This is a genomic window from Kribbella sp. VKM Ac-2568, assembly GCF_004345365.1.
In the GTDB taxonomy this organism is placed as follows: domain Bacteria; phylum Actinomycetota; class Actinomycetes; order Propionibacteriales; family Kribbellaceae; genus Kribbella; species Kribbella orskensis.
Genome location: NZ_SLVF01000016.1, coordinates 126,076 through 147,846 on the forward strand (window position 1 = coordinate 126,076; position 21,771 = coordinate 147,846).

Annotated in this window: 18 protein-coding genes; 1 reads left to right on the forward strand and 17 read right to left on the reverse strand. The window is 69.6% G+C overall.

Annotation, left to right across the window (positions count from 1 at the left end; all coding sequences use genetic code 11):
* The 12 genes from EV648_RS36275 to EV648_RS36330 form a co-directional block, all read right to left on the reverse strand.
* Complete coding sequence (locus EV648_RS36275) at window positions 1-2,307, reverse strand: aminotransferase class III-fold pyridoxal phosphate-dependent enzyme (protein ID WP_132299947.1); 2,307 nt, start codon at window positions 2,305-2,307, stop codon at window positions 1-3.
* The gene (locus tag EV648_RS36280; protein WP_132299949.1) at window positions 2,304-3,086 is read right to left on the reverse strand and encodes an MBL fold metallo-hydrolase; all 783 of its coding nucleotides are present in this window, start codon (window positions 3,084-3,086) and stop codon (window positions 2,304-2,306) included. The genes EV648_RS36275 and EV648_RS36280 overlap by 4 nt, the downstream gene beginning before the upstream one ends.
* A gap of 110 nt (window positions 3,087-3,196) precedes the next feature.
* A complete protein-coding gene (locus EV648_RS36285) occupies window positions 3,197-4,537 on the reverse strand; it encodes a metallopeptidase TldD-related protein (protein WP_132299951.1) in 1,341 nt (446 codons plus the stop codon).
* Window positions 4,534-5,988 carry a TldD/PmbA family protein gene (locus EV648_RS36290; RefSeq protein WP_132299953.1) on the reverse strand — a complete coding sequence of 485 codons (1,455 nt, stop codon included), beginning with the start codon at window positions 5,986-5,988 and terminating at the stop codon, window positions 4,534-4,536. Before EV648_RS36290 ends, EV648_RS36285 begins: the two co-directional genes overlap by 4 nt.
* Window positions 5,989-6,199: 211 nt before the next feature.
* Window positions 6,200-6,418: a hypothetical protein gene (locus EV648_RS36295; protein WP_132195782.1), complete on the reverse strand. Its 219-nt coding sequence runs from the start codon at window positions 6,416-6,418 to the stop codon at window positions 6,200-6,202.
* Complete coding sequence (locus tag EV648_RS36300; RefSeq protein WP_132299955.1) at window positions 6,415-7,209, reverse strand: COG4280 domain-containing protein; 795 nt, start codon at window positions 7,207-7,209, stop codon at window positions 6,415-6,417. The genes EV648_RS36295 and EV648_RS36300 overlap by 4 nt, the downstream gene beginning before the upstream one ends.
* 180 nt (window positions 7,210-7,389) lie before the next feature.
* Entirely contained in the window at window positions 7,390-8,385 is a 996-nt protein-coding gene (locus EV648_RS36305; protein ID WP_132299957.1) for a threonine/serine dehydratase, read from the reverse strand.
* A gap of 22 nt (window positions 8,386-8,407) precedes the next feature.
* Entirely contained in the window at window positions 8,408-9,223 is an 816-nt protein-coding gene (locus tag EV648_RS36310; protein WP_132195788.1) for an ABC transporter ATP-binding protein, read from the reverse strand.
* Window positions 9,224-9,233: 10 nt separating this feature from the next.
* On the reverse strand, window positions 9,234-10,262 hold the full coding sequence (locus EV648_RS36315) for an iron ABC transporter permease (RefSeq protein WP_132299959.1): 1,029 nt from the start codon (window positions 10,260-10,262) through the stop codon (window positions 9,234-9,236).
* Window positions 10,259-11,317, reverse strand: coding sequence for an iron ABC transporter permease (locus tag EV648_RS36320; RefSeq protein ID WP_132299961.1), 1,059 nt, complete (start codon window positions 11,315-11,317; stop codon window positions 10,259-10,261). The genes EV648_RS36315 and EV648_RS36320 overlap by 4 nt, the downstream gene beginning before the upstream one ends.
* A gap of 1 nt (window position 11,318) precedes the next feature.
* Window positions 11,319-12,341: a Fe(3+) dicitrate ABC transporter substrate-binding protein gene (locus EV648_RS36325; RefSeq protein WP_132299963.1), complete on the reverse strand. Its 1,023-nt coding sequence runs from the start codon at window positions 12,339-12,341 to the stop codon at window positions 11,319-11,321.
* A 43-nt stretch (window positions 12,342-12,384) separates the two neighbouring features.
* Window positions 12,385-13,581, reverse strand: coding sequence for a C45 family peptidase (locus tag EV648_RS36330; protein ID WP_199235023.1), 1,197 nt, complete (start codon window positions 13,579-13,581; stop codon window positions 12,385-12,387).
* Window positions 13,582-13,777: 196 nt separating this feature from the next.
* On the opposite strand from EV648_RS36330, the gene EV648_RS36335 reads away from it, so the two are divergent.
* Complete coding sequence (locus EV648_RS36335) at window positions 13,778-14,710, forward strand: MurR/RpiR family transcriptional regulator (RefSeq protein WP_132299967.1); 933 nt, start codon at window positions 13,778-13,780, stop codon at window positions 14,708-14,710.
* Between the two features lie 57 nt (window positions 14,711-14,767).
* On the opposite strand, the gene EV648_RS36340 is transcribed toward EV648_RS36335, so the two are convergent.
* The 5 genes from EV648_RS36340 to EV648_RS36360 form a co-directional block, all read right to left on the reverse strand.
* Window positions 14,768-15,361: a Chromate resistance protein ChrB gene (locus tag EV648_RS36340; RefSeq protein WP_241995942.1), complete on the reverse strand. Its 594-nt coding sequence runs from the start codon at window positions 15,359-15,361 to the stop codon at window positions 14,768-14,770.
* Between the two features lie 28 nt (window positions 15,362-15,389).
* Complete coding sequence (locus tag EV648_RS36345) at window positions 15,390-17,225, reverse strand: FAD-binding protein (protein ID WP_132299969.1); 1,836 nt, start codon at window positions 17,223-17,225, stop codon at window positions 15,390-15,392.
* A complete protein-coding gene (locus EV648_RS36350) occupies window positions 17,222-17,941 on the reverse strand; it encodes a VIT1/CCC1 transporter family protein (RefSeq protein WP_132195800.1) in 720 nt (239 codons plus the stop codon). The genes EV648_RS36345 and EV648_RS36350 overlap by 4 nt, the downstream gene beginning before the upstream one ends.
* A 77-nt stretch (window positions 17,942-18,018) precedes the next feature.
* On the reverse strand, window positions 18,019-20,574 hold the full coding sequence (acnA, locus tag EV648_RS36355) for an aconitate hydratase AcnA (RefSeq protein ID WP_132299971.1): 2,556 nt from the start codon (window positions 20,572-20,574) through the stop codon (window positions 18,019-18,021).
* Window positions 20,571-21,662 carry an isocitrate/isopropylmalate dehydrogenase family protein gene (locus EV648_RS36360; RefSeq protein WP_132299973.1) on the reverse strand — a complete coding sequence of 364 codons (1,092 nt, stop codon included), beginning with the start codon at window positions 21,660-21,662 and terminating at the stop codon, window positions 20,571-20,573. Before EV648_RS36360 ends, acnA begins: the two co-directional genes overlap by 4 nt.
* Between the last annotated feature and the right edge of the window lie 109 nt (window positions 21,663-21,771).

Sequence of the window (21,771 nt, forward strand, 5' to 3'; positions counted from 1 at the left end):
TCAGGTTAGTGCAGCAGCTTGGAAAGCCTTGAGGAAGTATGCGACGTGGCCCTCGTCCCAGATCAGCGGCGGGCGGATCTTGAGGACGGTCCCGCCTGGTCCGGTGGTGCCGACGAAGACGCCCTGTTCGCGCAGTCGTTCGGCGAGGTCGGCTGCCGTCAGCGGGGCCTCCGGTGGGATCTCGACCCCGACCATCAGGCCCTGGCCACGAACGCGGGCCGCCGGGTGCAGCCTGGGCGCGAGGTCTGCGAGGCCGGCCGACAACTCGGCGCCGATCCGGCCGGACCGTTCGACCAGGCCGTTCTGCTCGATCACGTCCAGCACGGTCAGCGCGGCGACACAGGACACCGGGTTGCCGGCGAAGGTGCTGAAGAACTCGTCGATCGCGATGAACTGCTCGACGATCTCCCGCCGGGTGATCAGCGCGGCGATCGGGTGCCCGTTGCCCATCGGCTTGCCCAGCGTGACGAAGTCGGGCGTCAGGCCGAAGTCGGTGAACCGCCAGAGGTTGCGACCGCCACGGCCGAAGCCGGCCTGCACCTCGTCGGCGAGGAACAACCCGCCGAGCGCATGGGTCTCGTCCTGCAGGCCGCGCATGAACCGTCCGGTCGGCGTGAGGATCCCCGCGCTGCTGAACACGGAGTCGACGGCGAGCAACGCCACGTCCTGACCGGCCCGGCGCAACTCGTCATGTGCCAGCCGGACCCGCCGGCCCGCCTCGACGCCACTGGGTTGCTGCCCGTCCGCATCCAGCCGAGGCGCGTCGAAGACGGCAACGTGCGCGGGACGTGCCGACGGCGGGTAGGTGTTGGTCGACCAGGCAGCCGTCGCCTCGCTGACCCCGTGGTACGCGAGATCGGCGACCATCACTCCGGATCGACCGGTGACCACTCGGGCCATCCGCCACGCGAGGTCGTTGGCCTCGCTGCCCGAGTTGACGAAGACACAGGTGTCCAAGCCCAGCGGCATCGAGGCGGTGAGCCGCTCCGCGAGCTCGACGGCGTTGGGGTGCAGGTAGCGGGAGTTGATGTTCAGTACTGCGGCCTGGCGCGAGATCGCCTGGACCACGGCCGGGTGAGCATGGCCGACGACGGGAACGTTGTTGTAGGCATCGAGATAGCGACGCCCGTCCGCGGTGTGCACCCAGGCTCCGGCAGCCCGGACCACCTGCAACGGTTCGCGGTAGAACAAGGGCGACAGCTGCCCGCCCAGGGCTGCACCCCGGCGCTCCGACAGCGACGGATCCAGACGCTGGGCGGACTCCACCCGGGAGGTCCCGCAGAGCCGGTGGAAGCGATCCGCGAGCTCGGTGGCGTCCATCCCCGCCAGCAGATCGAGTCCGTGCCAGCTCCCGGCCACCAGGCTCGTCAGGTATTCGTAGTTGTCGGGATAGAGCGGAGCGCGCCACGCCGACATGAGCACGCTCGCGGCCATCCGGGCGAGCACCAGCTCACCGATCAGCTCGACCTCCTCCGGCTCGAGCGGCAACACCCGCTGATAGGCATCGAGGAACGCGGCGGCCGCGGGCCACGGATCGGCGGACTCCCGCAACAGCGAGGTCAGGCTGATCGCGAGATCGGCCACCCGGGCAGTGTGGTGCATGTCGCCGAAGTCGATCACGCCGGAGATCCCGTCCGCGTCGAGCAGCACATTGCTCAAGGTGACGTCACCATGCAGCACGAACGCCGGCAGCCGCTTGGTCGCTTCCTCCAAGCCCTCGAAGCGATCCAGCAGCTTCTCCATCGGCGCCCGGCGGCTCGCGTCGGGCAACTGTTGCGCGAACGGCCGCAGCGCGGTCACCAGCCGGGGATCCCAGTCCAGCCGTCGATCGGCCGACGGGTGACCGAAGCCCTGGAGCGCACGAGCAAGCCGCGCGCAGACCTCGCCGAAGTCCGCGGCGAACCGGTCCGGCAGAACCGCGAGATCGCCGACCGCACCCGGCATCACCGTCATCACCCGGACCTGGTGCACCCGGCCGTCGTCGGCCTTCAGGGTGACCACCTGCTCGCCGTCCACGGTGTCGACGATGCGCGGGATCGGGAGACCGGGATCGACCAGCGCGACATGGCGCATCGCGGCGCTCTCCATCGCGATCTGGCCGGGATCGTCGCCGGAGTTCGACACCTTCAGCACCCGTTGCCGGCCGTCGTCGGCGACGGCCAGGAAGTTCAGGTCACGCTCACTCCGCAACGCCTGCAACTCGGCGACGATCCCGTACTGCGCGCGCAGGAACTCCGCTGCGGTGGCCAGGTCGACCTCGGGTGGTTCCTCGACCAGGCTCGACGTCTGTCCCACGGTCTGGTTCACGGTGTCTCCTCGAAAGACTGGGGTGGTGGGGTGGGCGAGGAATCAAATGACTGGGGTGGTGGGGTGGGCGAGGAATCAAATACAGCCTGGCTTCGTCCCCGGAAGACCAGCGGTTCGGGGCTCACGACGTACTCCAGGTTCCCACTGGCGCTGATCCGGAAGGGAGCGTCATGTCCGGGGCAGACGACATCGGCGAGATCGGCGACCCGCTCGACCGACGCATCCGCCTTGGCCGCGTCGTACGGGCGACCCGACGCGCGGCGGGCCCGCAGTACTGCGGCAGTGGGCACGGCGTCACCGGTGAGCACGGTGGTTCCGGCGTCTGTGGTCACGGCGAGGCCGATCGAGCCAGGGGTGTGCCCGGGCAGCTCGAGCACTTCGACGCCGGGGATGAGCTGGTCGCCCTCCCCCGCCGACTGGATGTCCAGCCCGTCGAGCACTGCCTTGGCCCAGCGGGGTGTGCCGAGGTCCTTGGCGGGTGGCGCGTCCAGGTTGCGCAGTTCGTCCGCGTGCAGCAGCACCCGTGCCCGCCGGAAGAAGTCGGCATTCTGCAGGTGGTCCCAGTGGCCGTGGGACAGGACGACGGTGTCGATATCGGCCGGCTCGAGTCCACGGGCGGACAAAGCCTCCAGCAACATCCGGCGCCGGCCGGCATGGCCGCAGTCGAACAGCACCCGCCCGGCCTCGCTCTCGACCAGGTGGACGGAGCAGAAGGCCGGATTGCCCTGGTTTGTGTTCAGCGAGTACCCGTTGAGCAGAGTGGTGAGCGTCGGTGTCATCCGCTCCCTCGTCGCAGTGATTCCTGATCAGGAGAGTGACCCTGGTCAGGAGGTGGAGCAGCAGCGCTCCGCGCCTTCTATGAGCACGCATGGCCCGGGGCGCTGCTGGTTCAGGGGAGGACGAGCGGACCGGCGTCGATCAGCAGCGACGGAACCACGATGCTCTCCATGAAGGTCTGGTCGCAGCGCTCGCGCACGGCGCCGACCCCGAGGATCGCGTTCATCACGTCGTCCATCTTGAAGGTGAAGCGCAGCTGCGGGTGCCAGCCGACGAGCTTGCCGTCCTCGGCCCAGTACGTCGCGTCGCGGGTCGTCCCGGTGACCAGGGTCTCCTTCGGGTGCAGCACCCGAAGGTAGTCGAGCCGGTTCACCACGAGCCCACTGCCGACCTCGGCGAGCAACTCGTCCTCGGTGGACTCGCCGGGCGCCAGCAACAGGTGCGACGGAACCGGGTCGCCGCCGAACCGCCAGCCGTCCGGTACCGCGTGACCGGTCGGCACGCCGCCGGTCAACCCGGCCCGGCGCTGGTCGGAGACGACGCCGGTGAGCACGCCCCTGTCGATCAGCGTGGTCCTGCGCCGAACGTTGCCCTCAGCATCGAATCCGCTGGGCAGTCCGTCGGCGTCGCAACCGTCGTCGACCAGGGTGATCAGCTCGCTGGTGATCTTCTCGCCGAGACGGCCCGCGACCAGCGACCGTCCGGTGGCGTAGGCGTTCGCGCCCAGGACCGCGTACCCGTAGGTGGCGATCAGGCTGTTGACGGCCTGCGGCTTGAGCAGCACCCGGCAGGTGCCGTGGTGGGCATCCACCGAGGGCAGCGGAGTCAGCGCCTCCCGCAGCCGGCCGGGAATCTCCCCGATCGGGATCTGGTCGGCGTCGCGGTGCAGCAGCTTGACGCTCGCGGATCGCCCGTCCTGCTTGGCGATCGCCTGGATCGAGGCCTTGGTCAACGTCTCGGCGCGGAACAGCCCGGTCGAGTCGGCCACCACTCGGTCCATCACGTCGTACCGGATGGCGCCGCCGAGTTTCATGTCGGAGTCCAGGCCGACCCGGACCGTGTTGAACCACTGGTGGCGGACCGCCGGATCAGACTCCAGTACCGACTGAGCGGGGACAATCTCAGGCGTGGCAGGCGCTGTGCTGCCGGAGTTCGTTCCTGACGGTGACTCCGGGGCGTTGCTCGAGGTGGCCGGGAGGTCGGCCAGGGCCGCGGAGAGGCGGTCGGCGAGGGTGCGGACTGCGTCGGGATCGAGGGTCTCCAGCGAACCGGCGGCCGCCCGGCCGTCGCGGTTGATCCGGACCCGGACCCGGAGCCTGCGTTCGCTGTGCTGGGCGGTGATCTCCGACTCGGCGTAGCGGAGCAGGTCCGCGTTCTCGCCGAGGATGTCGAGCCGGGTGCCGTCGCCGAGGATCTCCAGCGCCCGGGCGACCTCTGCCTGATCGATGCTCATCGTCCCACCTGCACATTCTGGAAGCGTCCGGGTACGGTGCCGTGGCCGACGTGGGCCACCTGCAGGGGCTCGCCCTTGTTGCAGGACGGGACGCCGTGCACCTTCCACTCGTCCGGCCCGCCGAGGGCGTCGAGCTCGGCCCAGAACTGCGGCGTGACGCCCTGGTACGTGCAGTTCTTCAGCATCCGGCCGATCTTGCCGTCGCGGATCTCCCAGCCCATCTCGGTCTGGAACCGGAACGACATCCGCTGGTCGTCGATCGAGAAACCCCGGTTGGTGTCCACCAGGATGCCGCGCTTGGTGCCGGCGATCATCTCGGCCAGCGAGGACTCACCCGGCTCGAGGCAGATGTTGGTCATCCGGACCAGCGGCAGCCGCTGCCAGCCGTCGGCGCGGGACGCCCCGGTCGGTTCGTCGCCGAGCGCCGCCGCGGACTCGCGCCCGGACATGTAGCCCTGGAAGATGCCGTCCTTCACCAGTTGGGTGCGCTGGGCCGGAACGCCCTCGTCGTCGTACGCGTAGGAGCCGAGCGCGCCCGGGATGGTCGCGTCGGCGTACGCCGAGACGATCTCCGATCCCCAGCGGAAGTTGCCGCGGCGCTCGGGGGTTGCGTAGGTGCCACCCGCCAGGCTGGCCTCGGTGCCGAGGGCGCGGTCGGCCTCCATCGGGTGGCCGGCGCACTCGTGCAGCACCATCGCCAGCTGGTTGCTACCGGCAACAAGTGTGGTGACCTCGTCGGGGCACTGCGGCGCGGTCAGCAGCGCGACCGCCTCCGAGGCGACCCGGGCCGCGTTCTCCGGCAGGCCGATCGCCAGCACGTGCTCCCAGCCGGCCGTGGCGAAGTCGCCGCGGTGACCGCGGATCTGGCGCGGCACCCCCTGCGGGAAGGAGCGGCGCTGGACGTCGTTGCCGTCGCCGGCGTTGACCATCAGGCCGCCGCCGCTCTCGGTCAGGGTCTGCTCGATCAGCGCGCCCTCGGTGTTCGCGAACACCTTCTCGTCGCGGTAGAAGTCGACCGACGCCTCGACCTGCTGGACCAGCGGACCCGCGGTCGACGCCTCTTTCACGGTGGCGGACAGCAGGTCGAGCTTGGTGGACAGCGGGACGAGGAACGGGTCGACCTCCATCGGCGACGACCAGGTGGCGCGCGTCGTCACGGGCTGCCCCAGCGCGACATGACCGCCGCCGCCGGCGGCGCGGGCCTGGCCGACGGCCTGGGCGATGACGGCGTCGATCCCTTGCGGGTCGAGCCGGTGTGTCGCGGCGAAGCCCCAGTGGCCGCCGATCACGATGCGCAGGCCGAGGCCGAGGGAGTCGTCGTAGCCGACCTCACCCGGGCCGTCGAGCTCGACCAGCACCAGTTCGTGGGTCCGCCGGACCACCCGGACATCGCCGTACTGGACGTCGGAGGGGAGCAGTGCGAGCACGGTCTCCGCGGTGTCGCGCATCATTGGGGCCTCCTCAGTGGGCGGGAGTCAGCAATCACGTCTGGATCCTCCGAATCGTCTGGCCGGGCACCTCGGAACCGACTGTAGCAGGTACTACGAAATTACTGAATAGCGTTGTGTTCACTACAAGACACCTTTCGGACCTGCGCCGGCCCCGCACGGACTGGGATCCACGTGCGGGGCCGGACGTCAACAGGGCAAGGGATTCAGGCCCTCACCGCCGCTTCGGACGGACGTCGATGGCGAGGCTGATCGCGAACGCGACCACGATCCCGGCGCCTCCCAGCACGGTCAGCGCGGCGTCGCCGAGCACGTCGGCCTTCATCACCGCGAACAGCGCCACCAGGGCGAGCACCACGGCGACGGCGATCTTCCAGTCGTCACCGATGATGAAGTCGTACCAGAACTGGCCGAAGGACTTCAGGAACTTCATTTCTTCACCTCCACAGGGACGTTGGCGGGGGCGACCGGGGCCGCGGGGGTCTTCAGCACGGCGACGAAGATCCGGCTGAGCACCAGCCACGCGAGCAGCAGGCCGATGATCGCGAGGTCGTGACCGGGCCAGTCGAGGCTCTCGCGGCCGGACTGGAAGATGCCGATCCCCTCGACCGCCCAGTAGGTTCCGAACGACGCCAGCAGCAGGCCGACGCCGTACTTGAGCAGGTTCTCGTTGATCATCGACAGCGGCCGGCGCAGTGCGATCGCGATGATCAGCACGATCACGACGGCGGCGAGCGCCCCGGCGCTGGCGCCCGGGATGTTGTCCGCGTTCAGGCCGAAGGTGATCACGATGAAGACCACCTCCATGCCCTCCAGGAAGACACCCTTGAAGGACACCATGAAGGAGAACATGTCGATACTGCCGGTGCTCTGCCCGGCGGCCTTGGCCGCCGCCACCTCTTCCTTGTAGATCGCCGCCTCGTCATGCACGGCTTTTCGGCCCGATGACCGCAGGATCGCCTTTCTCAGCCATTGCAGCCCGAAGATCAGCAGCAGTCCGCCGATCGCCAGCTGCAGCGCCGACTCCGGCAGCCAGGTGGCCAGCGCGTAGCCGGCGAACACCGTCACCACCGCGAGCGCGCCGAGCGCAGCCAGCGTGCCGATCAGCGCCGACTTCCAGCTCCGGGTATAGCCCATCGCCATCACGATCGTGGTGGCTTCCACCATCTCCACGAAACACGCGACGAACGTCGCGATGATGAGGCCCCACGTTGCCGCGTCCATCTCTCACTTCCTTCGCTTGATGCAACATATGCTGCATTTAACGATAGTTACGTTGTTCTTTCCGTGTCAACGTGACGGAGGATTTATTTGCCTGAGGCAACTTTTGGGCATGCCGAGGCGCCCGAAGGGACCCGGGAGCCGGGGTCTCTTCGGGCGCCACCGCGCGGGCCCGGGGAGGGGTCAGGCCAGCGCGGCCACCAGCGTGCTGGCCGAGATGTTGCCGCCGCAGCACACGATCGCGACCCGCTGGCCTTCCAGCTCGGTACGCCGGGCCCGCGCGGCGGCGAACGCCATCGCCGCGGAGCCCTCGATCAGCTGGTGCTCGGTGTCGATCACCATCCGCAGCGCGGCGCTGATCGCGTCCTCGCTGACCAGGATCCAGTCGTCCACGAGCGTCCGGCACAGCTCGAAGGTGATGCTGCCGGGCTCGACACTGCCTGCCGTGCCGTCCGACAAGGTCGCCTGGGCGTCGACCTGGACCACCTTGCCGGCCTCGATCGACGCCACCATCGGGGCATCGCGGACCGGCGAGGCGCCGTACACCTTGATCTCCGGCCGGTAGCGCTTCAGCACCGAGGCGATCCCGCTGACCAGGCCGCCGCCGCCGACGGCCACGAAGACCGCGTCCAGCTGCTGCCCGGCCAGTTGCTCGAGGATCTCGACGCCCACCGTCCCCTGCCCGGCGACGATGTCCGGGTCGTTGTACGGCGGGACGTAGGTGAGGTCGTTCTCGGCGGCGTGCTGCCGGGCGACCAGTTCCAGCGCACCGGAGTCGGTGCCCTGACTCCGCACCTCCACGCCGAAGCGCTTGATCGCCGCGACCTTGCTGACCGAGGCGTTCTCCGGCACGTAGACGATGCCCCGGCCGCCCAGGGTGGCCAGCGCGTTGCTGACCCCGAGCCCGTGGTTGCCGGTGGACGCGGTCACCACACCGCGCTCACGCTGCTCATCGGTCAGCGTAAGGATCTTCGCCATCGAGCCGCGCGCCTTGAAGGAGCCGGTGCGCTGCAGGTGCTCGCACTTCACCAGCACCTCCGCGCCCAGTTCCTCGCTGAACGCCCCGAACGGCACGAACGGCGTGACCTCGAGGTGTTCGCGCAGCCGCGGTGCGACCCGCTGCGACCGGCTGGCGATCTCGGCCGGCGTGACCGCTTCGGTGAGGGCCTGCTCTGTCATGCGTTGCTCCCCTTCGTCGGGTTCATCCGGTGGCCACCGCCAGGTTTGCACGCTCCAGCAGGCCGGCCCGCAAGGGGATGCACATCGGCTTGCCGCTGACCGGGTGCGGTACCACCTTGGACTCGACGCCGAAGACGTCGCGGATGATGTCGCAGGTGAACACGTCCTCCGGTGGCCCCTGGGTGACCAGGCTGCCGGACTTCATCACGAACACGTGGTCGGCGTACTCCGCCGCCATGTTGAAGTCGTGCAGCACCATCGCGACGGTCTTGCCCTGTTCCTGGTTGAGCTGGTGCAGCAGGTCGAGCACCTCGAGCTGGTAGGCCACGTCGAGGTACGTCGTGGGCTCGTCCAGCAGGATCAGGTCGGTGCCCTGCGCCAGGCAGAGCGCGATCCACACCCGCTGCCGCTGACCACCCGACAACTGGTCGACGTGCTGGTGCCGCAACTCCGCCGTACTGGTGACCTTCAGGGCCCACTCGACGGCTTCCTTGTCGGCCTCGCTCGGCACCTTCAAGGACGTGCGGTGCGGATGCCGCCCGAACCAGACCAGGTCCTCCACCGAGATGGATTCCGGGGTGACCAGGACCTGCGGCAGGATCGCCAGCAGCCGGGCCACCTCCTTGGTCGGGGTGTCCTGGATGGACTTGCCGTCCAGGACGACGCTGCCCTTGGTGGGCGGCAGCAGCCGGGCGAGAGCGCGCAGCGCGGTGCTCTTGCCCGAGCCGTTCGGCCCGATCAGCACGCTGACCTTGCCGTCGGGGATGTTCAGGGTCAGGTCCTTGGCGATGACGGTGCGGTCGTATGCCAGCTCGACACCTTGTGCCTGCAGACGCATGGCGGATCTCCTACTTTCCGGTCTTCACGAGCAGGTACAGGAAGTACGGGCCCCCGACGACGGCTGTCACCAGGCCGGCGGGGATCTCGAGCGGCGGTGCGAGGCCACGCCCGAGCATGTCGGCGATCAACATCAGCAGGACGCCGAACAGCGCGGCGGCCGGGATCGAGGCGATGTGCTTGCCGCCGAAGACCCGCCGGGCCATGTGCGGCGCGATCAGGCCGACGAAGCCGATCGTGCCGGACACCGCCACCGCGGCCGCGGCCAGCGCGACGGCGAAGAACAGCAGCACCCGGCGGGTCCTCTCCACCGGCTCCCCCAGGCCCGAGGCCAGGTCGTCGCCGAGACCGAGGACGTCGAGCTTGCGGGCCCACACGATGATCAGCGGGACCAGCACGAGCACCCACGGCAGGATCTGCAGCACCGAGGTCATCGACCGGCCGAACAGGCTCCCGGTCAGCCAGATCAGCGCCGCGGACACGTCGAGGGGGTTGCGGACCAGCAGGAACCGGATGCCGGCCTCGAACGCGGCACTGACCGCGATCCCGACCAACGCGATCCGGACCGGGGTAGCTCCCCGCCGGTAGGCGAACACATACACCATCGCGGCCGCGAGGAGGCCGCCGACGAAGGCGGCCGGGACGACCGCCACCACCGGCAGGGTGGGGATCGCGAGCAGCAACAGCATGCCGGCGAACCCCGCGCCCTTGGTGACGCCGATGATGTCCGGCGCCGCCAGCGGGTTGCGGATCACGCCCTGCATCACCGCCCCCGACACCGCGAGCGCGATGCCGACCAGCCAGCAGAGCAGGACCCGCGGCAACTGGAAGTCGATCACGATCCGCGACGCCTGGGTCGAGGTGTCACCGACCAAGGCCCGCAGCACGTCGGCCACCGGGACCTCGGTGGCGCCGACGCTGAGCCCGTAGAAACTCAGAACCACGGCCAGCACGCCGAGCGACCCCATCAGGATGGCCGGGTGCCGGCGCGCCAGGGAGGTCCGCCGGATGTGCTGAGCGACGATCGCAGTACTCGTCATGAGGTCACCTTCTGTCGACGCGCGAGGTACACGAAGATCGGTGCGCCGATCAGCGCCGTGACGACACCGGCCGGTACCTCGAAGGGCGGCTTGACGTAGCGGGACACGATGTCGGCGTACAGCACCAGCACACCTCCGCCCACCGCACAGAGCGGGAGCAGGACGGTGTAGCTGGAGCCGACGAGCCGGCGGAAGATGTGCGGCACGATGAGACCGATGAACGCGACCGGACCGGCCACGGACACGGCAGCACCACACAACACGACGACCAGGGCCGACCCGAACAACCGGGTCCGCTCGACGTTCTGACCCAGACCGCGGGCCATGTCGTCGCCGAGCGCGAGCAGGTTCAGCGGCCGGGCCATCGCGAACGCGCCGATCAGGCCGAGAACCAGCCAGGGCAGCAGGTTGCGGATGTCGTGCCAGCCCGCGTAGTTGACGCCGCCGACCAGCCAGAACAGCACGCTGTCGGTGGAGTTCTCGTCGAAGATGATCAGCACCTGGGTCAGCGAGATCAGCAGACTGCTCGCCGTCACACCAGCCAGCGCGAGCCGGACCGGGCTGACCCGGCCGCGCCCCGAACCGGCCAGCAGCATCACCGACACACCGGCCGCGGCGGCACCGCCGAAGGCCAGCAGGATCGTCGGCGCACCCGACAGCGAGGGCACCACGGTGACGGCCAGAACGACCATCAGCACCGCACCGGCGTTGACGCCCATGATCTCGGGCGCCGCCAGCGGGTTCGCGGCGACGGCCTGCATCAACGCACCGGCCACCGCCAGGGCGGCGCCGACGCAGAGCGCCAGCACCACCCGTGGCAGCCGGATCGACTGGATGATCAGCTCGTCGGGCTCGTCGGCCTTCAAGATCGCCCCGGGCAACCGGGACAACGAGATGTGCTGACTCCCGATCGAGAGTGCCCAGACGAGACCCACGACCAGGACCACCAGCAGCGCCAGCGTCACCCAGGTGACCCGCTGCTTGTTGGTGGTGATCCGAGGACGCCGGTGGGCGGCGTCCTCGGCGGTGGGCGCAGTTTCCAGGGACAGAGACATGTCACTTCCCGTAGAGCAGCTTGATGGCTTCGGTGGCGACCACTTCGGCGGAGATCAGGCCGCGCGACCTGGACCAGCTGTCCGGGTCGACCTCGAACGTCCGGTTGTCCTTCACCGCGGGGACCTGCTTCCACAGCGGGCTCTTCTCCCACTGGTCGGTCAGCGTCGGGCCGGGGTTCGGGGCGATGAACATCACCTCGGGCTTGGTCGTGGTCAGCGTCTCGAGCGTGAGCGAGACCGATGCGTCACCGTTCTCGTCCGGCAACGCCGTGCCGATGCCGACGGCGGCCAGCACCCCCGGGGTGTACGCCTTCGGCGGGAAGCCGGTGAAGCCCTTCTCCGAGGCCCGGACGAACAGCGCCTTGCGCTCCTCGCCGGCCGGCACCTTGGCCTTCAGCTCGGACAGGAGCTTGGCGTGCTCGGCCAGCCGGGTCTTCATCTCGTCGCACTTGTTCAGCGCGATCGCCGTCGACATCTCGCTGTCGAGCACCTGCTGGTAGTTGCCGTTCAGACTCGGGTAGGCGATCGTCGGCGCGATCTTGGACAGCTGGTCGTAGATCGCCTTGTGCCGGCCGCTGTCGGCGATGATCAGATCCGGCTTCAGCGACGTGATCACCTGGATGTTCGGCGTGGCGCGCAGCCCGACCGAGGTGTACTTGCCGGTCTTCTCCCGGATCGGCGCGATGATCCGTTCCGGATGGTCGTCGTCGGCGACCCCGACCGGAGACATCCCGACCGCGGCCATCGCGTCCACGAACGAGTACTCCAGCGCAACCACCTTGGTCGGGTTGCCGGTGATGGTGGTGGTACCCAGGTCGTGCTTGATCGTGCGGGTGGACTTGCCGCACTGCTCGTCGTTGACGTCCGAGCTGACACCGGCAGCGGCGGCGGCACGGTTGGCGTTCGGGGCCGCACCGGTGGCCGGTGAGGAAGCAGAGCCGCCGCAGCCGGACAGGGCGACCGCGGCGGCGGTCAGGGTGAGTACGGCGACGGTGCGCCGGAACCTCGTGATGGAAAGGGACATGGCATTCGCTCCTCGAGTCGAAGATGCCTTGCAGGGGTGGGATTCACCCGGCGACGGCAAGAGCCTGCGCCGGACCGGGGACGTGCGGACGGTCCTCGGGACCAGGACCGTCGTAGAGGTTCCACGGAGCCTGCTGGTAGCTGTTGCTGCAGGGCAGACCGGGAGTCAGCCGATACGTGCCGGTGGTCAGATCGACCAGGCTGGACACGATCGTGGAATAGCGGTCGAGCTCGTGCCGGCGCGGGTCGACGTGCTGGCAGACGGCGTTGGGGTGGCTGAAGTGGTCGCTCATCGTGGTCTGCACGATGTTCTGGACCGCTTCCTCGGTGGTGCCGTCGACGCGGGCCCGGGACAGGCCCTCCTCGACGCGCGGCGTCCGGTAGAGCGAGTCCACCGAGAAGGGCTTGTAGGACTGTTCGATCTGCGGCGGGATGAAGGACTGGAAGTGGTTGCCGTGGACCAGCAGCCCTTCCGTCGGGTACATCCAGCCGTGCCGTCCGGGAGTGGTCTCGACGTCGATGGCGAAACCGTCCCGGTGGGTCAGGAGGAGGTTGCTGGACAGGCTCTGCCGGACGCCGAAGATCGCGGCCAGCGCGTCGTGCATGTCCCAGCTCTCGAGGACTTTCCTGCGGACGAAGGTGCCCGGCACTCCGAGGCCGGTCCCGAAGCCCGCGCCGAGCCCGTTGGCGTTCAGGGCCAGGCCGGCGGAGTTGGCGCCGTGCCGGCCGACCTGGCCGGCCTCGACGTGGCAGATGATGGCCGGCTTGCCCGGCTGGGCGATCCGCAGTACGACGATGGTGTCGGCGATGCCGTCCCACAGGTCCCAGTTCTGCCCGGCCCAGACGCGGCCCAGCGCGTTGGCCTGCGGCAGCATCGCGAACGACGTACAGCCGTCATCGTTCGTACTGCGGTCCGTGGTGGCGTCGGCCTCGGCGAACGGGTTGCCCTTGGTGAGCTCGCCGCGGCTGTTCAGGGCCAGGATCTCCTCGAAGCTGCGGCCGGCGCCCTCTGCGATGCCGCGCAGCTCGTCCAGGATGTCCGGCAGGTAGCCGTCGATCACCGGCACCCACGCGGGCGCCCGGTCGAGGATCTCCTGCCAGGGAAGGCCTGTCGCGCGAGCCACCGACTCGGCGTAGAAGGCCACCGAGCGGGCGATCTGTTCGCGGGCGGCCTCGCCGTACTGGCGGCCTCGCTCACGGGCATCCGCGGCGGTGAGGTCGATCGTGATGAGCTGTGACACGGAGTCGCTCCAGTGGACGGAAGAAGTCTGGAAAGTGACCATTCGTTGTGTTCACTACGAATATCCATATGACGGTAGTGATTGCTACAGTGACTGTCAACGGGTCCGACGATCGTTTACCTGCCGGTGATCTGGGCCCGCCGGGTGACATGATCAGTGCGTACCGGCAGAACTACTGCGAGGCGAAGGAGCGGTCGTGACTGTTGCGGAGCCCAAGCCGCCCACGTTGCAGGAGCGGGTCGCGGCCCGGTTCGGCACCCTCACCGCGACCGAACGAAGGGTCGCCGAATACCTGTCCGCCCATCCCCAGGAGGCGGCTTTCTCTTCCGCCGAGGAGCTCGGCCGCGCCACCGGCACCAGTGATGCCAGCGTGGTCCGGACCGCGAAAGCTCTCGGCTTCGACGGCCTGCCGGGCCTGAAGCGGTCGCTGCAGGGCCATCTGCAGAGCCTCCTCACGCCGGCGAACCGGCTGAGCAACAGCATCGAGTCCGTCGGCAACGGACCCGAGGCGGTGCTCAGCGCGACGCTGCGCGACCACATCGAGCGACTGACCCAGGCCGAGCGCACCCTCGACACGGACGAGTTCCGCCGCGCCGTGGAGCTGGTCGGCGCCGCCCGCGAGACGATCATCTGCGGCTTCGCCGGCCTCGAAGGCGTCTCCGAGTACATCGCCACCCACCTGGTCCGGATCGGGCACCGGGCCCGGTCCGCGTCCGACACCGGTTACCGCCTGGCCGACCGGCTGCTGCTGATCGGCCCGGAGGACGTGGTGGTCGTGCTGGCGCACAACCGCCTCGTCCGGGAGAGCCGGGTGATCCTGGACCACTGCACCGAGGCCGGCATACCGGTGATCCTGCTGACCGACACCCTCGGCGAAGCGTTGCGTGACGAGGTCGCGGTGGTGCTGTCCGCGCCGATGAGCCGGCCCGGCACGTTCACCAGCCAGGCGACCGTGCTGATCCTGCTGGAGGCGCTGACGATCGCGGTCGCCGCGGCGGACCGCGAACGCTCGCTCGACACCACCGACCGGATGAACCAGCTCCGCGAGGAACTGATCGGCTACTCCCGCGCGGACGAGGGCTACGTGACCCTGCCCAAGGCGAAGCGCAAACCCCAGCGCCGCAAGTAGCGACGCCGGCCGGCGCCCTGCTTCAGACGCCGCTCACGCCCTGCCTCGGATCCGGCCTCAGATCTTGCCTTCGGTCCGCTCGTAGACGTCCGCCTCGAACTCCTCCAGCAGGCGTTCGCAGTCGGCCACCCTGGCCCGCGCAAGATCCTTGCCCTCGGCACCCATCCAGTCCCGGCCCTCCACCTTGGCCAGCCAGCGCCGCAGCTTCTCCAGGTCCTGGCGGATCTCCTCGGCCTCCTCGAAGGTGTAGTTCTCCCGGAAGCGCTCGAACTCGATCTCCTTGGCGAACTTCGTCTCGCACTCCTCGACGATCTCGGCGTACTCCTTCGCGGACTGGCTCTGGAAGCCCTCCACGAACTGGTCGCGCGCGTCGTCGTCGACATCGGTCAGGGTGAGGAAGACGCTCGAGCCACCCAGCTCGGCCACCTTCTCCCGCACCTTCTCCATGCCGGCCCGCAGCTCCTCGCGATCCGGTAGTACGCACACCGCCTGCTGGACGTAGAACCCGCCCAGCCGCTTCAGCTCCCGCCACACCGCCACCCGGGCCCGCGACGAGTCGCTGGGCACCTTGTAGATCAGCAGCAGCCACGAGGCCGACGCAGCGTCGGACAGCTCCGCAGTGCTCTTGGCCTTGGTACGTCGGGTCGCCATGCCGGACAGGTTATCCGGCGGCGCCCCACTAGGCCGTGACACCGCGTTCTCGCAGTCCGTCGAGGAGAAACGGCATCACCTCCTGCCAGTCCGCGACCAGCCCGACGTCGCAGTGCGCGAAGATCTCCGCCGCGGGGTCGGTGTTGATGGCCAGTACCGTCCCGGCCCGGCTCGCGCCGGCCAGGTGGTTCATGTTGCCGGACAGGCCGATCGCGAAGTACATCCGCGGCGCGACGCTCCGTCCGGTGATGCCGAGCTGGCGGCCGTGCGCCATCCAGCCCTGGTCGGTGACCTTGCGAGTGGCGGCCAGCTCGGCTCCGAGCAGCACCCGCATCGGCTCGAGCTCGGCGTACCGGCCGGGGTCGACGCCGCGGCCGACACCGATCACCACCTCCGCACGGTCGAGCGCATCCCCCTCGCCGCCGCTGCTCCGGTCGGTCCGCTCGATCGCGGGATCCGGCGGCACGGACAGCACGGTGTGCGGGGCTCGTTCGGAGTGGCGCGGCTTGCGCAGCGGCAGCATGCCGGTCCGCAAGGTGGCGATCTGCGGTGACCCGTGGCTGACGATCTCGGCCAGCGTGCCGCCACCGGACGGCTTCAGGCCGGTCAGACGCGTGCCGTCCACCCGGAGGCTGACCAGGTCCGACATCAGGCCGGCGCCGAAGGCGACAGCAAGCCGTGCCAGTACCTCGCGGTCCCACGGGAGCGCGGCGCCGATGACGGCCCAGGGCGACCTGGCTGCCATCCACTCGGCCAGCGCACTCGCGGCCGGCCGCGGTTCGTCGCCTGTCAGTGTTACTACTGCATCGGCACCCCAGCCGGACAGATCCGGCGCATCCGGTCCGCCGTCAGTCCGAACGGCGGTCACGGATCCACCGGCGCCGGCCGCCAGTACCGCGGCAGCGCCTACCAGCGCCCGGATGCCTGCTTCCGGCCCGGGGCCGACCAGGACGACGACCTCCGGCTGCTCCTGGCCCGGCGGCGGAACGACCTCGTCCGACTCGGTCAGCAGCTCGAGCTCGTCGAGGCAGCCGCGGGCCCGGAGCTCCGCGATCGCGCGGCTCACCTGGACCTGCGGAGTGCCACGGAAGATCACTGGTTCACGGGTCAGCTCGACCGGGCGAACACCGGCCACCTTGGTCGGACTGCCGGCCAGGCCCCAACTGCCGGGATTGAGATCCGCCGTCGAGATCCGGCGGACGACATCCTCAGGCGGCCAGGTCTCGGCGGGAGCCTTGCAGGGGTTGCATGATCGTTCCGCGACGGCGACGACGGCTGGCAGATCCACTACGACGGACTCGGTCCAGTCGTCGTGCTGCACGGTCGCCCGCAGCCGGACCGCCTGCTCCGCGGCCGGCGTGCCTGCCGGCGAGTCGCCCGGCTCGGGTTCGACGGCGAGGACGGGGCCGACGTACGGCAGGCCGAGGAGCTCGGCGATCATCGTGCCGACCGCTCCCGTGCTGCCGTCGACCGAGCTGGCGCCGACGAGGATGAGGTCCGTCGCACCGAGAGTGCCGATCGTGGCAGCCAGCGCCCGGGCGGTGACGAGGCAGTCGGAGCCGGCCAGCGCCCGGTCGCTCAGATGCACCGCGTCGTCCATCCCCCAGGCCACCGCTTCCCGCAGTACGTCGGCCGCGGCGGGCGGACCCATCGTGACGGCGGTACTGCGGCCGCCGGACTCCCCCGCCAGGCGGACCGCCTGGGCGACGGCCCGACGGCACCACGGGTTCATCTCGGTGACGGCACCCGCACGCTCGAGCCGTCCGTCGGCGTCGAGGCGACCGCTGTGGTCGCCCTTCGGCACCTGCTTCACCAGGGCGGTGATCCGCAACGGCCGGTGGCTCACGCCAGCTACCTCGTTCATGACAGGCCGGTACCGACCAGGAGGCCGATCGCGTACGTCACCGCGGCGGACAGGCCGCCGAGCAGCAACTGCCGGCCGCCGCCGTACCAGAACGGACGGGCGGTGATCCGCGCGACGATGCCGCCGGTGACGACGAGGCCGATCACACTCAGCAGCAGAGCCGGGAGCACGCTGGCCGCGCCGAAGAGGAACGGCAGCAGCGGGATCACGGCGCCGATCGCGAACGCGGCGAACGAGGAACCCGCCGCCAGCCAGGGCGAGGGCAGGTCGTTCGGGTCGACGCCGAGCTCCTCGCGAACGTGCACGTCGAGGGCGACCGCCGGGTCGGCGGTCAGCTCGCGGGCGACCTCCGCCGCCAGCTCGGGGCGCAGGCCCTTCGCCTCGTACATCATCGCGAGCTCCTTGAGCTCTTCCTCGGGGTGGACCTTCAGCTCACGCCGCTCGGTCTCGATCTCGGCCTGCATCAGCTCGGTCTGCGAGGAGACCGAGGTGAACTCGCCCGAGGCCATCGAGCAGGCGCCGGCGACCAGCCCGGCCAGGCCGGTCATGATCACCACCTTGCCGCTCGCGCCACCGCCGACCACTCCGGCCACCAGGGCGAAGTTCGACACTAGGCCGTCCATCACCCCGAAGGTCGCCGGCCGCAGCCAGCCTCCGGTCACATCCCGGTGCGAGTGGTGCTGCTCGGCCGGTCGTTCCGCCACTTCCGTGCTCATCTGCTGGTATTCCTTCCGAAAATGAAGGTGAGCGTAACCTTAGTTAAATTGCATCACCTGTTACACAAGCGTACTGGTTACTTTCCTGCTGCGGCAACGACTGGCCGCGTTCGGGACTGGAGCCGATCCAGCACGTAGGGCAGCACTCCGCCTTGCCGGTAGTAGTCGTGCTCGCGCGGGGTGTCGAGCCGGATCCGCAGCCGGTAGGTCCTGCCCGCCGACGAGACGGTCGCGAAGCCGTCGTCGCCGAGGGCGATGTCGATCGGCTCCTCGCCGGTCAGGTCGTCGCCCTCGCCCGGGAGGAACTCGAGCGGGAGGACGCCCATCCCGACCAGGTTGGATCGGTGGATCCGCTCGAACGACTGGGCGAGCACCGCCCGCACGCCGAGCAGGGCCGGCCCCTTGGCCGCCCAGTCCCGCGACGAGCCGGTGCCGTAATCCTTGCCCGCGACAACGACGACCGGCACCTCCTCCTGCTGGTAGGCGATCGCGGCCTCGAACACCGACGTCAGCACACCGTCCTTGCGGGTGACGCCGCCTTCGGTGCCCTCGGCAAGGGAGTTCCGGAGCCGGAGGTTGCAGAACGCGCCGCGCATCATCACCAGGTGGTTGCCCCGGCGGGAGGCATAGGTGTTCAGCTCACCGGCCGGTACGCCGAGACTCCGCAGGTAGCGACCCGCAACGCTGTCGGGCGGGATCGCGCCGGCCGGGGACAGGTGGTCCGTGGTGACGGCGTCACCGAGCCTGACCAGGGCTCGCGCCCCGACCAGGTCACCCGGCCTGGCCGGCGACTCGAAGTACGGCGGTCGGCGCAGATAGGTGGACACTTCGTCCCAGGCGAAGGTCTCGCCGGCCTCGCCGCCGAGGTTCTGCCAGCGATGGTCGCCCGCGAACACGTCCGCGTAGGCCTTGGTGAACATCTCGGGCTGCAGCGCCTCGCGGATCACGCCGTCGATCTCGGTCGGCCGCGGCCAGATGTCCTTCAGGTACACCGGTTCCCCGTCGCTGCCCACACCGAGCGGCTCGGTGAGCAGGTCGACGTCCATCCGGCCGGCCAGCGCGTAGGCGACCACCAGTGGCGGCGAGGCCAGGTAGTTGGAGCGCACGTCCGGCTGGATCCGGCCCTCGAAGTTCCGGTTGCCCGACAGCACCGCCGCGACCGACAGCCCTTCGGCCCGGACCCGCTGGGCAACCTCGTCGATCAGCGCGCCGGACGCCCCGATGCAGGTCATGCACCCGAACCCGGCCAGGTGGAAGCCCAGCTTCTCCAGGTACGGCGTGAGTCCCGCCTCGGCGAGGTAGTCCATCACCACCCGGGATCCGGGCGACAGGGTCGTCTTCACCCACGGCTTGCTCGCCAGTCCTTTGTCCACGGCGTTCCTGGCGAGCAGGCCGGCGGCCACCATCACCGCCGGGTTGGAGGTGTTCGTGCACGAGGTGATCGCCGCGACCACCACCGCACCGTGCCCCGGCTCGGAGTCGGAGGTCCGCGGACCGGCCGGGAGGGCGGCTTCGATGGTCTGCTTGGAGTCGGCCAGGCGGATGCGTTGCTGCGGGCGGCTGGGGCCCGCGATCGACGGGACCACCTCACCCAGGTCGACCTCGACCCGCTCGTCGAACACGAGAGCCGCGTCCGGATCGTGCCAGAGGCCTTGTTCCTTGGCGTAGGCCTCGACGAGTGCAATCTTCTCGGCCGGCCGACCGGTGAAACCCAGGTAGCGAAGCGTCTGGTCGTCGATCGGGAACCACGCGGCGGTCGAGCCGAACTCGGGGCTCATGTTGGCGATCGTCGCCCGGTCCGCCACCGGCAGACCGGCCAGGCCGGGCCCGTGGAACTCGACCAGTTTGCCCACCACGCCGTGCGCCCGCAGCCGCTCGGTGATCGTGAGGACGAGGTCGGTCGCGGTTGCCCCGGCCGGCAGCGAGCCGGCCAGCCGGACTCCGACGACGGGCGGCAGGACCATCGACACGGACTGGCCGAGCATCGCCGCCTCGGCCTCGATCCCGCCGATCCCCCAGCCCAGCACGCCGAGGCCGTTGATCATCGTGGTGTGCGAATCCGTGCCCAGGCAGAGATCCGGGAACACCAGGCCGTCGCGCTCGTCGACGACCCGGGCCAGGTACTCCAGGTTGACCTGGTGCATGATCCCCGAACCGGGCGGGACGACCTCGAGCTGCTCCAGCGCCTGCTGACCCCAGCGCAGGAAGCGGTACCGCTCGCCGTTGCGCTGGTACTCCAGCTCCTCGTTCAGCTGCAGCGCATCCGGACGGCCGAACACGTCGGCGATCACCGAGTGGTCGATCACCAGCTCCGCCGGGACGAGCGGATCGACCGTCGCAGGGTCTCCGCCACGACTGGCGACCGCGTCCCGCATCGCCGCCAGGTCCGCAAGCACCGGTACGCCGTTGGTGTCGTGCAGGAACACCCGGGAGGCGTAGACCTCGATCTCACCGGTCAACCCTGGCGTCCAGTTGCGCAGGGACTCGCTGGGCGATCCGTGCCGAAGTGCATTCTCCAGCAGGATCCGCAGCGTGCGCGGCAGCTGGTCGGGCGCGACACCCCGCAGCGGCTGGAAGGCGATCTTGCGCTCTCCCACCACCAGCTCGGCCGGGCGAGATTCCGCGATGGTCATACCGCGCCGATCGTGGCGGCCACCGCCGCGGCGAAGTCCGACGTACCGGCCGTGCCGCCGAGGTCCGCAGTACTGACACCGGACCGGACTGTTGCCTCCAGCCCCTTTTCGATCAGTACCGCGGCCGCCTGCGCCCGCGGGTCGTCGTACCGGGTGCCGAGCCAGTCCAGCAGCATGGCGCCGGAGTTGATCATCGCGATCGGGTTCGCCAGGTTCTGCCCGGCGATGTCCGGGGCGGAGCCGTGCGCGGCCTGGGCCATCGCCCGCTCGTGCGAGGCGTTGATCGACGGCGCGATGCCGAGCGACCCGGCCAGCTCGCCGGTCAGGTCGGACAGGATGTCGCCGAACATGTTCTCGGTGACCAGCACGTCGAACGCCTCGGCCCGGCGGACCAGGTGCACGGTCATCGCGTCCATGTGGAAGTCGTCCAGCTCGACCTCGGGGTACTGCGCGCCGATCTCGCGGCAGATGTCGAGGAAGAAACCGGTGCTGGTGCGCAGCACGTTCGCCTTGTGCACCACGGTGACGTGCTTGCGCCGCCGCATCGCGAGCTCGAAGGCGGTGCGGGCGATCCGCTCGATCGCGGGCCGGGTGAAGATGCCCATCGCGATTGCCACGTCCGGGGTCGGCATGAACTCGCCGGTGCCGCGGTAGGTGCTGCGGTCGGCGTAGAAGCCCTCGGTGTTCTCCCGGACGACGACCAGGTCGATGCCGGGCCGCAGCGCCGGGGTGCCCTCGAAGGCCTTCGCCGGCCGGATGTTGGCGAACAGGTCGAAGTGCTTGCGGATGGCGCCGCTCGGGTTGAGCTGAGAGCGGTGCGGCTCCGGGTAGGCAGCGCTGTCGTGCGGGCCGAGCAGCCAGCCGTCGAGCTCGCCGAGCGTCTCCAGGGTCTCCGCGGGCAGCGCGCTGCCGTGGGTCTCGATCACAGCTCCGCCGAGCGGCAGCGGCACCCAGTCGGCGGGCTTCGCGCCGGCCGCGGCGAGCGCCGCATCCATCACCTGGACGGTGGCCGGCACGATCTCCGGGCCGATGCCGTCGCCAAGCAGGATGCCGAGCCGGTAGGGCTCCGGGTGGGCGGTGGTGGCCACGCTGGGTCCTCTCGTCGAGTGATGCAGCTACTGTGCTTCGTTATAACCTGTTCCGTCAAGGGACCGAGGCGAACCGTCTCAGGCCTTGAAATGCGCTGATTCCGTCTAC